The sequence below is a fragment of the Olivibacter jilunii genome (assembly GCF_900607235.1).
GTDB lineage: Bacteria > Bacteroidota > Bacteroidia > Sphingobacteriales > Sphingobacteriaceae > Olivibacter > Olivibacter oleidegradans.
In genome coordinates, this window is record NZ_LR027848.1 from 719,246 (window position 1) to 736,091 (window position 16,846).

At 40.3% G+C, this 16,846-nt stretch carries 8 protein-coding genes; 3 read left to right on the plus strand and 5 right to left on the minus strand.

Annotated features, from left to right (window positions below):
* Positions 1-60 precede the first annotated feature (60 nt).
* The 3 genes from E0E36_RS03110 to E0E36_RS03120 all read right to left on the minus strand — a co-directional run bounded on the left by E0E36_RS03110 (position 61) and on the right by E0E36_RS03120 (position 7,729).
* Positions 61-2,451, minus strand: a complete 2,391-nt coding sequence (locus tag E0E36_RS03110; RefSeq protein WP_130854682.1) for an ABC transporter permease — start codon at positions 2,449-2,451, stop codon at positions 61-63.
* 378 nt (positions 2,452-2,829) lie between these two features.
* Positions 2,830-5,250 (minus strand): ABC transporter permease, encoded by a 2,421-nt coding sequence (locus E0E36_RS03115; RefSeq protein WP_130854683.1) that lies wholly within the window; start codon positions 5,248-5,250, stop codon positions 2,830-2,832.
* Between the two features lie 70 nt (positions 5,251-5,320).
* Positions 5,321-7,729: an ABC transporter permease gene (locus E0E36_RS03120; RefSeq protein ID WP_130854684.1), complete on the minus strand. Its 2,409-nt coding sequence runs from the start codon at positions 7,727-7,729 to the stop codon at positions 5,321-5,323.
* A gap of 490 nt (positions 7,730-8,219) precedes the next feature.
* Between E0E36_RS03120 and E0E36_RS03125 the strand changes: the two genes are divergently transcribed.
* Entirely contained in the window at positions 8,220-9,164 is a 945-nt protein-coding gene (locus E0E36_RS03125) for an NAD(P)-dependent alcohol dehydrogenase (protein ID WP_130854685.1), read from the plus strand.
* Between the two features lie 511 nt (positions 9,165-9,675).
* Positions 9,676-11,079 carry an MATE family efflux transporter gene (locus E0E36_RS03130; RefSeq protein WP_130854686.1) on the plus strand — a complete coding sequence of 468 codons (1,404 nt, stop codon included), beginning with the start codon at positions 9,676-9,678 and terminating at the stop codon, positions 11,077-11,079.
* A gap of 171 nt (positions 11,080-11,250) precedes the next feature.
* Here E0E36_RS03130 and E0E36_RS03135 read toward each other — a convergent pair whose 3' ends face one another.
* Both E0E36_RS03135 and E0E36_RS03140 read right to left on the minus strand, forming a co-directional pair.
* Positions 11,251-13,686, minus strand: coding sequence for an ABC transporter permease (locus E0E36_RS03135; protein ID WP_130854687.1), 2,436 nt, complete (start codon positions 13,684-13,686; stop codon positions 11,251-11,253).
* Positions 13,687-13,835: 149 nt separating this feature from the next.
* A complete protein-coding gene (locus E0E36_RS03140) occupies positions 13,836-16,232 on the minus strand; it encodes an ABC transporter permease (protein ID WP_130854688.1) in 2,397 nt (798 codons plus the stop codon).
* 265 nt (positions 16,233-16,497) lie between these two features.
* On the opposite strand from E0E36_RS03140, the gene E0E36_RS03145 reads away from it, so the two are divergent.
* A complete protein-coding gene (locus tag E0E36_RS03145) occupies positions 16,498-16,845 on the plus strand; it encodes a hypothetical protein (protein ID WP_130854689.1) in 348 nt (115 codons plus the stop codon).
* Position 16,846: the final 1 nt, after the last annotated feature.

Here is a 16,846-nt window from a genome sequence, read left to right on the forward strand (position 1 = left end):
AAATCAAAAAACACCGCTGATTCTTAATCTTTATAAGATTCTCCTTTAAGCTCGACAATTTCATTCGTCTTTTAAGGTATCAGCTGGGTTAACAATAGAAACCTTGATCGCCTGATAACTAATCGTAATGGACGCTAAAAGCAGAGTCAATACGGCGCCTACAGCGAAAATATGCCAAGATAAATGAATGCGATAGGCAAAACCATCTAACCATTGACTTGTGCACCACCAAGCAAGAGGTGTAGCTACCAAAATTGCCATACCTATTAACTGAAGGAACGGTTTATTGAGTAAAAGGAAGAGCTGTCGCGTATTGGCGCCTAAAACTCTCCGTATACTTACTTCTTTTTCGCGCAGACTGATTGTAAAGGCCGACATGCTAAATAGGCCTAATAGCGCCACAATCATGACCAAAGTTGAAAACGCCGTAAAAGCTTGGCGGAGTTGTTCTTGTTTAGCGTAGAGTGCAGCATACTGCTGATCCAGAAAGTCGTAAATAAGGTACTTTCCGTCCAGTTTATTGATGGATGGCCATTGTTTTTTCAACGTTTCCATCGTTGAGCGGATGCTATGTCCGTTTACTTTCACTAAAATATCACACTTAAAGGGATGATTCGGATAACCGCACTTCGTTTGTAGCGTGTAAGCTGTTGGCTTGATAAGCTGTTCGAAACCTTGCATTTTGCTATCCTTTACGATGCCTATGATCGTGTAAGTCTGATCACAGATACTGATTTTTTCGCCGTTCGGTTGCTTTATTCCCAAGCGTCGTGCTGCCGACTCATTTACTACGATGGATTGCGTCGTATCCGACAGAAGGGATGAGGAGAAAGTTCTGCCTGATAGCAGATTCATACCCAAAGTTTCGAAATAATCAAAATCAACACCTACATGATCTAATGAATATGTTTTATCGCTGTAAGTAAATGCTTCATTGCTTGGTGCCGGCCCACCGGGGTAGTTTGTTACCACAGTGACTTCCTCGATACCCGGAATGGCTTTCATTTGGTTTCTAATAGAGGCGAATTGAGCAGGTTTGTTGAAAAGGGTAAGATTTTTAATATGTACGACTTGATCGACACTAAACCCTTTATCACTTTTTTCCATATAGTTCATTTGCTTATTAATGACGAGCATCGCACTGATAAAAATAAAAGCGATAATAAATTGAAACATGAGCAAGGCACTTCTTAAGCTAAAAGCCCGTTGTCCATTATGGAATTGACCCTTAATGATGTTAATAGGATGATAACCGGATAAGATGTAGGCAGGATATATACCTGATAGTAGCGTAGCTAGAAGAACGGCCGTGCCCAGTTGACCAATTACGCTCATATTGAAATCGAAAGAAGAAAAATCGTACCTAAAAAAAGTAATCATGGTGTTCCAGCTGATACTGATCAAAAGGCAGGCAATAACAGCAGCTATGAGACATTGTGCAAATACTTCCAACAGAAACTGAAGAGCCAAACGTTTTCGGGTTACACCAAAGACTTTCTTCATACCGATTTCTTTAAATCTTCTCTGTGCTTGTACCAACATTAAATTGGCAAAGTTCATGCAGGCCAATAGTAAGATCACTGAAGAAAGAACACCCAGCGCCCAGACGATCTTGTATCCTGTATCGGAACCGATCCTTGGACGCAGATGCAAATTTTTTAGGGGATCAAGGTAAATGTTGGCTTCAGCGCGTATTGATCCTTTAATTTCTCTTTGTTTAGCTATTGTATTATGGTAGATGGTATTGATTTTAGCGGTGAGCTCCTCTATCCTGGTTCCTGGCCTTACAAGTATATAGGTTTGATAAACATTATTATCACCATCTCCTTTCCCTTGTGCGATGTCCTCTTTAAAAGCAATGTAATCGTATTCAAAATTTGACAAAAGGCGAGGTTTGCTAATGCCATGTATGTTCTCTGTAAAACCGCTCTGCTCGTTCATTAAGGATACGATCTTGGGCGCCTTGAAAGCTGCTTGCTTTTCATTAGGGAAAAGCTTTTTACCTACCTCGGCCGACAATAATCCGATTGATTTTTCCGGAGAATTAGTGATAGATAAACCTTCAAGCTGAATAGCGAAAATATCCGCTATTGTTCGATCGGCGCCCAACCAGTTCTTGATATAAAACATATCATTCTCCGAAATAAAGGGAATTTCAAAAGGAGCTCTAGCGACGCGGCCGGCGCTTTCTATTTCAGGAACTGCAGCTTTCAGTGCAGGCGCAAGTGCTGCAGGTGTAAGATCAGATAGGTTATCTTTGTTGATTAAACCGATAAGATAGATGTTATCGTAGTTGGGGTTCCACCTATCGTAGCTGTTTTCTCGATGGATGTAGGCATAGGCTAAAATGAAGCCGGCGAAGCCAATTGCCAGTCCTAAAATGTTAAGCAAGGTAAACAGCTTGGATTTCCAAGCCGTTCTCCACGCTATTTTTAGGTTATTGGTGTTCATATTTTATTTATCAAGTATGGGATCAAGCCTGCCTGCCGGTAGGCAGGTATCAAGATATTTTAAGAGCCTGCTTATAAATATGAATCTTATGTCTTGATACCCATGTCTTATGTCTTTTTTCTAAAAAGGCTAAGAGTAGGTTACTACCTACCCAGAGCCATCATTTATAACCAATCGTACCAAAATAGGCATAAATAAAACCAAAAACTATAAGTTTCTGATTTTTAGTCTGTTGGTTTGATTCTGATTTTGATAGCTGTTCGATAGTGCACAACCGGTGTTCGGAAACGGACAGTGTTTTTTTGTCGTAATGGTTATTTGTTGTTAGTTATTCGTTATTCGGCCCAATAACAGATAACGAGTAACTAATAACTAAATTTATTCATTCCTCAAACTATCAACCGGATTAGCCCTTGCTGCTTTAATGGCCTGTACGCTCATCGTAAAAAATGCCACACAAATGGCTACCAAACCAGCTAATGCAAATATCCACCATTGAATTTCTATCCGATAGGCAAAGCTCTGTAGCCATTTATTCATGGCCCACCAAGCGATGGGTGAAGCAATTAAGATCGATAATACCACTAGTTTTAAGAAGTCTTTCGAAAGTAAAGCGACAATCCCTGCAATAGAAGCACCCAGTACTTTGCGGATACCGATTTCCTTTGTGCGCTGATAGGCCGTTAAAGTGATCAAACCCAACAGACCTAAGCAACTTATTAGAATAGCGACGACTGTTGCTAGGTTGATAATTTTCGACATTTGTCGTTCTTGCGTATATAAGTCTTCAATGCTTTTATCGTAGAAGGTATATTCAAAAGTCTCTTCCGGATAAAACTTTTTCCAGCGTTTTTCTATTTCAGCGATGCTTTCTTGCCAGCTTTCCGGATTACGTTCCCTTAATTTTATATTGTATGTTGCATTTATTTGCTTATCAATGAGCAAAATAATAGGATCAATAGAACTGTAAAATGTCTTATTGTGAAAATCCTTTACGACGCCTACAATAGGAGCCTGTTTGCCATCTTGGGGACCGATGAATTTCCCGATCGCGTCTTTTGGCGATTTAATGCCCAATACCCTTAACATAGTTTCATTAATTAGATACTCATTTACGGTATCAAGCGGCAAGAGATTGCGACCGGCCAATAACTGCATATTGTAAAGTGCAAGATAGGCGGTATCGATATTCTTTAGATAAGGTTGGAATTCCTTTTTTGCACCACCATTATCAGGTATATAATCGTAGTTATTGCTTATTGTATTATTGCTTAGAGGAGGGGCTGCTAAGGAAACGGCTTCTACTCCTTTCAGCTTTTTCAACTCATTTAACAAGGTATATTTGGTGCCTTTGTCGTTACTCACTTTTCGCCAGGGAACATTCACCAATAAGATGGCATCTTTGTTAAATCCTAAATCTTTATGTAGTGTATATCGAAGCTGCTGACCTACTATAACCGCGCACACAATAAATAACATGGCAATTACAAACTGGAAAATGATAAGCGCTTTTCGGAGTGATAGTCGAACACTTCCAATAGTAATAAGGCTTTGATTCCTAAGAATTTGAATGGGATTGACACGTGTAATCAGCCAGCCAGGATACAGGCCCGCACATAGGGTGGTGAGCAATAAGAATAACCAGAACAGAGCGAAAATCCGGAAGTAGTTAATGTAAGCGTGCATCTGTTCAGGAAATAGTTCTTTGAAGGATAGCAGAAACAAGTAAGTGAGAAAACAAGAAAGGATCGCTGCTAACAGGCAAGTAATAAAAGTCTCGCCTAAAAATTGATAGATTAACCGTCTACCTGAACTACCCATTGTTTTGCGAACAGCGATTTCTTTCCCCCGCTTAGGTAATTGTGCCGTGCTCAGATTAATAAAATTGATAATAGCTAAAATTAACAAAAAGATTGCTACGCCAATGAGGCCTAATAGAACAGGTTTGTTAGCTTTATGGACATTATTTTCTCCGTATTCGGTGGTAAAGTGCATAGTGGCGACAGGAATCAGGCGTTGATCCCGTTTAAATCGCCATTTTTCAAATAAGTCTTTTGTGTTCTTTACAGAAAGCGCATTAATTTGCTGCTGCGTTTTGGCAACAACACTTTTTTCGTCAAGTTGTATATATAATTTATCATTGGAATTGGTGGAGCCCCAATCGCTCTGTGAAAAATAATCCTTAGGTAAGGGAAAAAACTCCTTGCCGTAAAAACTAGTAGCAAATGTTAAATCATCAACAATCCCGCTAACCTGCTTTTGAATTGTATCGTTATAGATTAGTGTTTTGCCAATGATATCGTTAAAACCTATACGAGGGAAATACTTTTCAGCCCGGCTTTTTGTTAAAACAACGGTGTTGGGATTATTGAGTGCCTCATCTTTAGCTCCAGCTAGCCACTCGTAGGGAAGCATGTTAAAGTATTTAGCTACTGTCATTACTTGACGATCTGGCGATTTAAACGTATTCTCTTTACCATCTGCCTGCGGTACGGTTACTTGTTCCATAAACTGTTCTGCAACAGGTACGACGAACTTAATGCCGGGAATCTCCGTTTCTATCGCCCGGCCAAGAGGTTTGGGCACGCCAACATTGTGTCCTTCCTGTCCGTCAAATTCCATATGGCTTACCACATTGAAAATTTGCTTGTGATTTGGAATTGCCTGTTCGAAGCCGAATTCAAAACTGACCAATTGATAAATAATAAAACAAGCACTGATACCGATACTTAAACCTAAAATATTTAAGCTGGTGAACAATTTATTGTGCCACAGCTGACGGAAAATTGTTTTTAACATTGTAGTTATTTGTAGTTAGTTGTTTGTTCTTGATAAGGCATCGCGAATAACCAAGAACTAGTAACGAAATTTATTCTGTTCTTAAACTTTTAACCGGATTGGCCAATGCCGATTTAATGGCACGAAAGCTAATGGTAAGCATGGCAATTGATATTGCTAGAATACCCGCAACAACAAAAATCCACCATTCAATATCGATCCGATAGGCAAAATCTTCCAGCCATTTATTCATGCCTAACCAGGCAATGGGAACAGCAATTAGGATGGCGATAAGTACAAGCTTCAGAAAATCTTTAGACAGTAGTTGAACTAAGCTCTGAACGCTTGCTCCGAGTACCTTTCTGATACCGATTTCCTTGATCCGCTGCTCCGCGACAAAAGTGGCCAATCCCAAAAGCCCCATGCAGGAAATTAAAATAGCCAGTACGGCAAGGATGCCTACAATTTCGCTGGTTGTTTGATCCGTTTTGTAAAGCTCCGTGAAATGATCATCTAAAAATTGGTATTCAAAATCACTATCGGGACTTATGCGTTTCCATACGGATTGAATATAGGCCAGTGCTTCCGAAGCCCTTTCACCGTTGATCTTAATAGAAAGCTCGTTGTAACCAAAGTCTTTTCGGTTGTAAAGGCATAGCGTTTCGATTTTATGATGTAGCGAATTGAAATTAAAATCCTTCGCAATTCCAATGATTGTACTCCCGGAGTCTAAACCATTAAATCCGAAACGCTTGCCAATTAAAGAAGCAAAGGATTGATTACATTCTTCTTTTAAAAGTTCTTTGGCCAGTGTTTCATTGATAATATAGGTTCGGGCATCGTCACCCGGTCTATCCGGTGAAAAATTACGGCCAGCAAGAAGTGGAATCTGATAGACCGTCAGAAAATCAGGGTCTACCACAATTTGAGACGTTACCAGCTCTTTTGCTCCTCGATCTCCGTGAAATTTAACGCTTGTTTGATGCAAGTTGTTGCCTAACTTTTGTTGATTGGCCGTAACGCCTTTAATCAAACTGCTCGTTAAAAGTTCCTGTTTTAAGCTTTCATACACGCGGTAGGCGTTGTTATCCAATGTCACAGTAACCATTTGGTCTCGCGTAAAACCGACATCTTTTTTTTGCATAAAACGGAGTTGCTTAATGGCCAGTAAGGTTGCTGTAATTAATACAATAGCACAGGTAAATTGTGCGACAACTAGAATATTACGAAAGAATGCCTTGTTTTTACCACCGGTAACCGTGCCTTTTAGTACAACAGTTGGTTTAAATGCCGAGAGGTAAGCAGCAGGATATAGACCTGCTAAAAGTCCTAAACATAATGTGCCTAATAATAAATAGAGGATTAGCGACGGATCATGAAGCAAAGGGAAAGCAATGGCTCGGAGACTTATATGGTTTACATATAGGAGCATTAATTTTACCATCCCACAGGCTAAAATCACTGCGATGAAGCAGAGAAGAACGGATTCACCGATAAATTGAAGATAAAGTTGCCCTCTTTTAGCGCCGGTACTCTTTCTTACGCCGATTTCCTTCGCCCGTGCTGTTGAGCGGGCAGTGGTTAGGTTTACAAAATTGATAGAAGCGATCACCAGAACCACTAGTGCAATAGCGAAGAAGATAAGAGTATATTTACTATTGAATTTTTGATAATTGATATAATCATGCGTGATCTCGGTTGAGCCGGCATGCACATCTCGAAGCGGCTGCAGGAATAACTCATAGCCCTTTGCTTGTTGTTCCTCCATGTGTCTCTTAAGGAAAGCTGGAAACCTTTTCTCAAGGCTTTCTATGTCGGCATTAGGTGCGATTTCCAGATAGGTCGTTAGCCAATTGCCTCCCCAGTTCTGCATTTGTTGAGGGCCAACATACGTGTTCATGGAGAATAGGGCATCAAAATGAATATGTGAATTTTCAGGAATATCTACTAAAACGCCTGTAACAGTGAAATTGGTAGTGTCCCTACCGTAGGTGGTTATGGTCTTTCCGAGCGCTTCTTCCTTACCAAAGATCTTCGCTGCGGTTTTTTGTGTTAACACCAAGCTGTTCGGCTTTTCAAAAACGGTACTTCTGTTGCCTTTTAACAGTTCGAAATCAAATAGTTGAAGAAAGGTTGAGTCGACTAAGAAGGTGGAAGGCATTATATGTCGTACTCCGTTTACTAAAAAGGAAGCTTTACCCCATTGATTGACACGCGTAAAGTTCACTATTTCGGCAAATTCTTGCTGAAGACTAGGTCCCATTGGATACATAGAGAGGGCTACCTTTTGGGGAGCCACCATGCCCTCGGGCTTTTGTACTTCATTTAGGCGATAAATGTTCTTCTTATGGATCGCATCAAAATTCCGTTCGTAGTTTACGAAGAGAATAATCACAATACAGACAGCCATACCAATGGCCAGGCCCAAAATATTGAGCAGCGAATAAAACTTGTTTTTCCATAAGTTGCGCCAAGCCGTTTTGAAATAGTTTTTCAACATGTGTTAGTTCTTTAAGGTGTTTCAGCTATTCGCCCGAGGGCTCATGGTTTCAGCATCGTGTCTGTCTTTTATGGTGCTTCAGCTATCCACCATAGGCGGATGGTTTTAACATAATAGTTATTTGTTGTTAGTTAATCGTTCGTGGCCCAATAACCAATAACGAGGAACGAATAACCAAATCATTCATTCCCTAAGCTATTTGCAATGGTTTATCATCGTGGTATCAACTTGTAATCCGACTATCCAAAATGCTTCCATAAAATATAATTGTTTGTATATAAATGTTTTATGTTGTTCTTTTTTAGCGTGCGGTGTCCGAAATCGGACAGATTGATGTTCGATTTCGGACATCTAGGGGTAGCATAGAGCATAAGAAGTCATTCTTTACAATAGTGTAACAAAGAGGCATACAAAATGAGATACAACCAACAATGCCCGGCAAGCAAATCGTTAATTTGCAGCATGTTATTAGTGAAGATGGGATAAAATAATGAAAGCTGCAGTAATAGAAAAAAAGGGTACTGATCCGAGATTTAAGATAAAGGAACTTCCTCGGCCGATTATTAAGAGCGGACAAGTGCTGGTTCGGAATTATGCTTCATCCGTTAATCCGATAGATGTAATGGCGCGCAATGGGAGGGCTTTGCTCGCTAGTGCCGGTTTTAGTAACCAAGTAATCGGCAGTGATTTTTGTGGTAAAGTATTACAATCAAAAAGTCGACTGTTTAAGGAAGGGGATGAGGTGTTTGGAATGATTTCCGCAATAAAAGGTGGCGCCTATGCGGAAGAGCTGACAGTTAATGCGGATCAAATAGCATTAAAACCGAAGAATCTTGATTACGTGGAAGCAGCCGTGATACCCTTGGTGGGACTGACTGCATATCAAGGATTATTTAAGGTAGGTAGAATACAAGAAAAGGAGAATATTTTGATTACCGGTTGCACAGGAGGCGTTGGCTCGGTGGCCGTTCAATTGGCACGAACTTTAGACTGTCACATTAGCGGTTTATGTAGCGAGAAACATCGGGCATATGCTCATAGCGTGGGTTGCGATGTGGTGATCGACTATCAAAATCAGCAGATTCCTTCAGGTGCCCGGTTTGATCTTATATTTGATGCGGCCGGCATGTACACGTATAGCGACTTAAAACATCATTTAAACGAACAGGGCCTATTCGTGACCACAAGAGGCGAAACCAATAATATAAAGGGTTTGGTCAAAACCGCGGTTGATGTTGTATTTGAACCTTATATGAAGTTTGTTTTTGTCAAGCCCAATGCCGACGATCTCAACGTATTAAAGGAAATGATTGAGCAGGGGAAACTAAAATTGCATATTGAAAAAACCTTTTTGCTAAATCAATTAACCGAAGCACAAAGAATGATGAAAAATGGTGGTTTCGTCGGAAAAATAGGAGTCGATATTGGTGAATAATAAATAGTTGAGAGGATCTTGTTGAGTTTTTGTGGGCATTCACTTATTATCTAATAATAGCTTTCTATGATAGTTCAGATACAACCCGTTTTATTAATGGCGTTTCCCTACCTGCCTCGGACCGAATAGAATAAGAACTTTCTTATGATCTATTCGCTGTAGTAGTCGGTCTTTTAATTCTCTTTGTATCATTAACTATACAAATATATAACTTTTATGGATTTGATTCCGCAAAAAGCATAACTTTTATGGATTACCAAACTTGGTAAACTGTTTGCAATATGTTGAGTATCATAATTCAATAAAAGCGATTCTCTTAAGAGTGGTTTGGATTAACCAGGCGAGGCTTGTTTTTCTATTAGTTGAAATCACTTTGTCTTAAATTACCCTCAAATTGTCAGAATTACCTATAATTTGATGCGAATTTCTTCCGTATTTTTACCAATATGTTAGTAAGGAACATGTTCTAACATAAAGAGCCAGTTAATGAAAGGTCTAAATAAATGATTCTATGGAGAAGACACAACATCCACCCACTATTTGGCAAGAGCTAGGCAACGCCATTCGAGGTACCGAAGCTGATTATACGCAGATAAGTTTAAAACGAGCCATTTTATTACTAGCTGTTCCCATGATTTTAGAGCTCATGATGGAGTCGATTTTTGCTGTTGTAGATATTTATTTTGTAGGCAAATTAGGTCCCTCAGCAGTGGCTACTGTGGGACTTACTGAAACGTATCTGTTTCTATTATATTCCATTGCAATGGGACTTTCCACGGCAGTAACAGCAATTATAGCACGTAGAATTGGTGAACGGAAAAAAGAAGAAGTGGGATTGTCTGCTGTTCAAGCAATATTCATTGCAATCTTAGCGTCCCTGCCTTTTGCATTAGCCGGTATCTTTTTTTCTAAAGAGCTGCTTGCCCTAATGGGAGCAGATGATTGGGCCATACAGCATGGCTATGGTTATACCCAGTGGATGCTAGGTGGAAATGCAGTAGTGATGTTGCTTTTTGTAATGAATGCGATATTTCGAGGTGCGGGGGATGCGGCAATCGCTATGCGTGTACTGTGGGTGGCTAATGGCATTAATATTCTCTTAGATCCGCTACTTATATTCGGCTGGGGGCCAATTCCTGCTTTTGGTATTGAAGGTGCGGCTATTGCAACCAATTTGGGTAGAGGGGTAGGTGTGGCGATGCAGCTATGGGTACTGCTTAAAGGAGGAAAGCATATTCGTGTGCGTATCGATCAACTAATTTGGGACATGAAAACGATGTTTACCATATTGCGCACATCTTTGGGAGGTATCGGTCAGATGTTGATTGCCATGACTTCCTGGATTTTCTTGATGCGCATTTTAGCAGAAGTTGGAAGCGAGGCGGTAGCGGGCTCAACTATTGCTATGCGTATCATGATGTTCTGTATGATGCCTGCTTGGGGCCTATCGAATGCTGCCGCCACTTTAGTGGGTCAGAATTTAGGAGCCGAGAGACCAGATCGGGCCGAGTCTGCCGTGTGGAAGATTGGCCGTTATAATATGGTGTTCATGCTTATCATTTCATTGGTGTTTTTCTTCTTTAATAGAGCATTGGTAGGCGTCTTTAGCATGGATGACCGGGTTATTTCTATAGGGAGTGAATGGCTGCGTATTATCTCTTACTCTTTTTTTATTTATGGTTGGTGGATGGTGTCTGTACAGGCTTTTAACGGTGCCGGCGACACAAAAACACCAACAATGATAAACTTCGTATTCTTTTGGCTTATTCAGATTCCGCTTGCCTATTTTCTGGCTATTTCGCTTAATCTTTCTCATACAGGCGTATTCTGGGGAATATTTGCATCGGAAACAGCAGTAGGTATTTTTACCCTTTGGCTTTTTTCGCGAGGCCGATGGAAAACGGTTAAGGTTTAGATTGCAGTACAAGTATCAAGAGACCAGCCTTCCGCAGGCAAGTATGTATCAGGATATTTCAACGTTAAGGATTTTATGGTGCTGAAATATCCTGATATTTGTATTGTTTCGTTCTCAAGCGTTATCATTTTACAAGGTAAGTACCCTATCTGGTTAGGATGGGTCGCGTTCCTATTCAGACCGTAAAGACTTCACCGGATTTGCCATCGCGGCTTTAATAGCTTGGTAACTCACGGTAAAAAAAGCAATAACCAGTCCTAAGAAAGTGGCTGCTACAAATATCCACCAGTGAATTTCCATATGATAAGCAAAATTGGCTAACCATTGATCCATAGCAAACCAGGCGAGGGGCGATGATATAAGCCCCGCGATTAATACTAATTTCATGAAATCGGTGGATAGTAGTTTGATAATATTGTTAACGGATGCGCCAAGTACTTTACGTACCCCAATTTCTTTCGTACGCTGTTGAGCAGTATAGGTTGCAAGACCCAATAATCCTAAACAGGCGATAAAGATTGCCATGCTAGAGAAAATGGAAAATACGTTCCTAAAATGGGTGTCAGCTTCATATTGCCGATTAAAGCTCTCATCAAGGAAGCTATATAAATATGGGCGTTGTGGCGCCAATTTTGTCCATATCTCGCCTATTTTACTAATCGTTGCCGGTAAATTATCCGACTGTATTTGCAAACTCAGAAATCGGCTTGCCATAGGAGCTAAGCGTAAGGTTAGGGGTTCAACACGTTTATGAAGAGAAAGATAATTAAAATCTTTTGTTACACCGATTACTGTTCCGTCCCGTCCCCATTGCGAAAAGCGCTTCCCGATAATATCTTTCGGGTTGCTATAACCATAAAGCCTTGCCGTAGCTTCATTAATGACTAAAGAATGTAACGTGTCTGCCGGGAAATCACGCGAGTAAGGCCTGCCGGCGACCATTTCAATGCCGAAATGGGGAATGAAATCAATATCCACTTCAAAGATGGCCGGAACTTCCATAACGGAATTACCATTTGCCGTCTCGATACTCGTACCGGCGTTCGGGAAATAGCTGCCAGGGACGCTACGGGATGCAGATACGGATACGACTTCTTTTTCGCGCAAAAAAGCCTGCTTAATGGACTCCAATTGCCGGAGTACCTGTTCATCATAATTGAAGTCTATGACCAACATATGGTTTTTTTTAAACCCGAGATTTTTATTTTGCAAGTGATCTAACTGTGATACGACGATAACAGTTCCGGCGATTAGGGCAATTGACAAGCTAAATTGGAAAATAACCAAACCTTTCCTTAAAAGGACTCCTTTTGGAGAAGTACGGAAAACACCTCGAAGGATGGTAATGGGCTTGAAACGGGATAAGACTAACGCAGGGTAGCTTCCTGCTAAAAAGCCGGTAATGAACAGGGTAAGGAGGAAAAGTGAAAATGTTTGCCAACTAAAGACAAAATCCGCGTTGATCTGCTTCCCGGTAACAGCGGCGACAAACGGGAAAAGCAGTAAAACCAATAAAAGCGCTAAAACAGCTGATATGAAAATCATAAGGAACGATTCAGTCAGAAACTGCCAAATCAATTCTTTTCTTGTGCTTCCTACTACTTTACGTACGCCAACCTCTTTAGCCCGCTCGAGCGAACGTGCCGTTGCCAAATTCATAAAATTGATGCACGCTATACATAAAATAAAAATACCTATTACCCCAAAAATGTATAAATTGGCCAAACTACCGGTAGCGCCAGGCTGGCGATCGGCACTTGAGTGCAAATAAGCATTTAACATCGGTTCAAAGGCAATACTGTACCGACCATCATCATTAGCATGGTGCCGATTTAGAAAGGCAGGAATGTCTGCCGTTAACTGCTCAAGATTTGCTTTTTCCGAAAGTAGGAAATAAGTATAGAAATCCACATAACCCCACTCATCAAAAACCTCTGCCCAAGATTGCCTAAAGGAGCTCATAGACATGAGCGCGTCAAAAGTGAAGTGTGAATTAGGGGGTATGTCTTCTAAAATACCGGTTACTGTATAGACACCCGGGGCGGCTCTCCCACCGGTATTACCTCCTTCAATGGTTTTGCCAATTGGATTTTCGTCACCAAAATATTTTTTGGCCGTGCTCTTAGTAAGCACGGCGGAATAAGGGGCGACCAGTGCTGTTTTTGGATTACCGGCAAGCAATTTCCAACTGAAGACACTAAAGGTGTTGGAATCAGCAAAAAAGACATTGTCTTCTTGAAAGGCTTTGTCACCATAGCGAAGCAATACAGGGGATCTGCCGGAAAATTGGACAACCTCTTCTACTCCCGGAAAATCAGCTTCTAGTGCTTTTCCCACCGGTGCATTCCCCCAAATTTGATAAGTATAATCCCCTTTTTGCCCCGCTTTCGTTGTTCCGCTGGTTCCGATCTCTTTATAACCGTGAACAACGCGATAAATCCGATCCTTTTTTACGTGGTATTCATCATATGACAATTCATTCCGGATGTAAAGCCCAATGAGAAGACAGCTGGCAAGGCCGATAGCCATTCCCGTTATATTAAGCGCCGTGTATCCCTTGTTTTTTAAGAGGGTTCGCCAAGCGATTTTCATGTAATTTTTTTTCATATTAAGTATCTTTTGAGTTGTAAGTTTTAAGTCTCACGTTTTACGTATAAGTCGCTACAAAAATTCTAATGGTCTTCGATGTGGCTTATTATTTAGCTCCTTTATTTAGTTTCGAGTTACTTATGACCTAAAACTTGCTACTCAGAACACTATTCACTTCGCAAGGAATCAACCGGGTTCGCCAACGCTGCTTTAATTGCTTGAAAACTGACCGTCAACAAGGTTATTATTAAAACGGCGACACATGGAAAAACAAGCAGCCACCCATTAATTTTAATGTGATAGGCGAAGCTTTGCAGCCAAGTATGCATGAAAAACCAGGCGATAGGTAAGGCTATCAATGAGGCCAAGGCAACAAGCTTTAAAAAATCTCCAGATAGCATTTGTATAATATCGGCTGTGCTAGCTCCTAGAACTTTCCGAATCCCCACCTCTTTAGTTCGCTGCGCCGTAGTGAAAATGGAAAGGCCAAATAAACCGAGGCAGGCTATTAAAATTGCCAAAGCCGTAAGTAGCAGTGTCATTGCCGCCTGTTTTCTTTCTGCGGTGTATTGTTTGGCAAAGTTCTTATCCAGGAAATAATAAGAAGTAACATTTGATCTGTCGAAAGTTTGATAGACCTTTTCCAAGTATTGGAGACCTTCCGGGATATGGTTTTTTGCCAGCTTAACGTATAAGTTGTCCTCCATAGTCGTTACAGGAGGCATTACCATCACGAGTGGTTCAATTACATGTTGAAGTGAATAAGTATGAAAATCTTTTACAACGCCCACGATTGTTCTTTCTGCCGTGTTTCCTCGATCGTCTATGTTAAACTTCATTCGTTTCCCAATCGGATTCGTCCAACCGAGCTTTTTCATGAGGGTTTCATTGATTAAAGCGGAACTATATTGATCTGAAGGCATTGCGGTCGAAAAGTTTCTACCCAACGATAGTTTGATATCCATTGTTGGTAGGAAGTCTGCGTCAACCATTAACTCCTGTGCAGGAATAGAAGGAGCGGAAAAATCGCCATCAGCGGTTTCAAATTTGTATCCCAAACCACCTAGGTTGTTATTGCCAATAGGGTTTCCCGCCGCTGAAACGCCTTCTATAAAAGGACTTTGCAACAATTGTGCTTTTAGAGCTGATATTTGATTTCGTACTTGCTGGGCATCGATATGGAAAGTTACTACTTGGTCTTTATTGAAGCCTAAATCCGCTTGTTCAGCGTAACGAAGTTGTTTAAAAATAACAAGTGATGCAGAAATTAATATAATCGTTATGACGAATTGAAAACTAACCAATGATTTCCGTACTGTAGCATTCATCGCCATGCTTCCGATTTGGCCTCTAAGTGCGGGAATCGTTTTAAAACGAGCTAAAAATAGAGCGGGATAGACGCCAGCAACAATTCCTGTAAAGAGAGAAAACACCAGCAACGTAATCAACGTGTTGAAGACACCGAAGCGCCAAACGAACAATTGCTTTCCGGTGAGTTCATTAAAGTAGGGGAATGCCAGTTGAATTAAAACAATTGCAATACCTGAAGCAATGAACGTCAGCAAAAGAGCTTCCGTTAAAAACAGAAAGGCAATGTTTCGTTTACCTGAACCGATCACTTTACGGACTCCTATTTCTTTAACGCGTGTTATATATTGAGCAGTGGATAGATTCAAATAGTTTATAAGGGCAATGAGAAGAATCAAAATAGCTACAACACTGAGTAAAGTTACTTTTTTTATACTGCTATTTGCACTTAGTTCGTAAGCGAGATTTGAGTGCAGATGAATAGAAGGTACGGGTTGCAGTTCGATTATATAATCGGCAACCTGCATACGCTTTTGGATGGTTTGAGCAGCAAATGATGCTAGTTTTTTTTCTAATGTACGATAATCGATGCCATCCTTGAGCAACAGATAAGTATACACATGGAAGTTCTGCCAACCTCCTGTGAAGTTATTATCGAAAGAACGAACACCGCTAAAACGTAAATGTGAATTTTGCGGTATATCAATAATGACACCTGTAATTTGGTTTGGAAAATTGTCATCAAAATACAGTGTACGATTAAAGGCCTGTTCCGCTGAACCAAATAACTTAGTTGCTAATTCTTCTGTAATAACAATAGATTGCGGCTTCAATAGGGCAGATGCCGGATCGCCATAAATAAAATGATAAGAGAACAATCGGAGTAAGCTAGCATCGGCAAAGACGATGTCTTCTTGTTTAATCTTTTTATCGTTTACCCTTATAATACCTCCGCCTTCAAGGTCAATGCGTGCTGCTGCTTCGATTTCCGGAAAAGCTGCTTTTAAAGCAGGAGCAAATGGAGGAGAAGTAGGCGCTTGATGTAGATCATTCCCATTCCATCTGGTACGTTGAACTACGCGGACAAGACGATCGGCATTCGTATGATAACGATCGTAGCTAAGCTCATCGGCAACATATAATGCAATAAACCAAAAAGCCGCTAACCCGATTGCCAAACCGATAATGTTAATGACTGAAAAACCTTTATTTCGGAAAAGGTTTCTCCATGCTATTTTGATATAGTTTTGAAACATCTTAATGGGTTCTTCAGTATCCCTGCTATCGATCCGTACAATTAAGTTGCCACATTAAGAAAGCTATTAAATAACCTCCAAAGACAGGTTTTAAAAAAAGTGATGTACGGAAATGAACACTTATTTGTTCATTTCCGTACAGGAGCCTATTGAACTTCTAAAAAGATTGCTTTTTTTATTGGTAAAAATATTTTTAATAATATATATATGCTTTTAAATAATATTTTTATATCTTTGAGTCATTATTAAACACCCTAAACTTATCATGAAAAGAACAATTGAACTGAACCTGCCGGAGGACTTTGTTGTCGTTAGTGAGCTATTTAATATTTCCGTAGAGAAAACGCTCGAGACACTCTCACAGCGTATTACACTTTACGAATTTTTGGATAAGGACAATAAAGTCAAACAGTCAGAGGCCATAAAAATTCTGCAACGGTTTTTAAGGTTTCAAGGTATTAGTAGAGAAAAGATGAATGATGATTTCGCTCATAAGTTTCATCCTTACTTAGAGAATATAAGCAAATTGATAAAAATAGATGCTGGGAGAAAATCGCGGGAATATCAATCAATAGTTAATTGCTGTTATGATGAATTAAACCATATCGCATAAT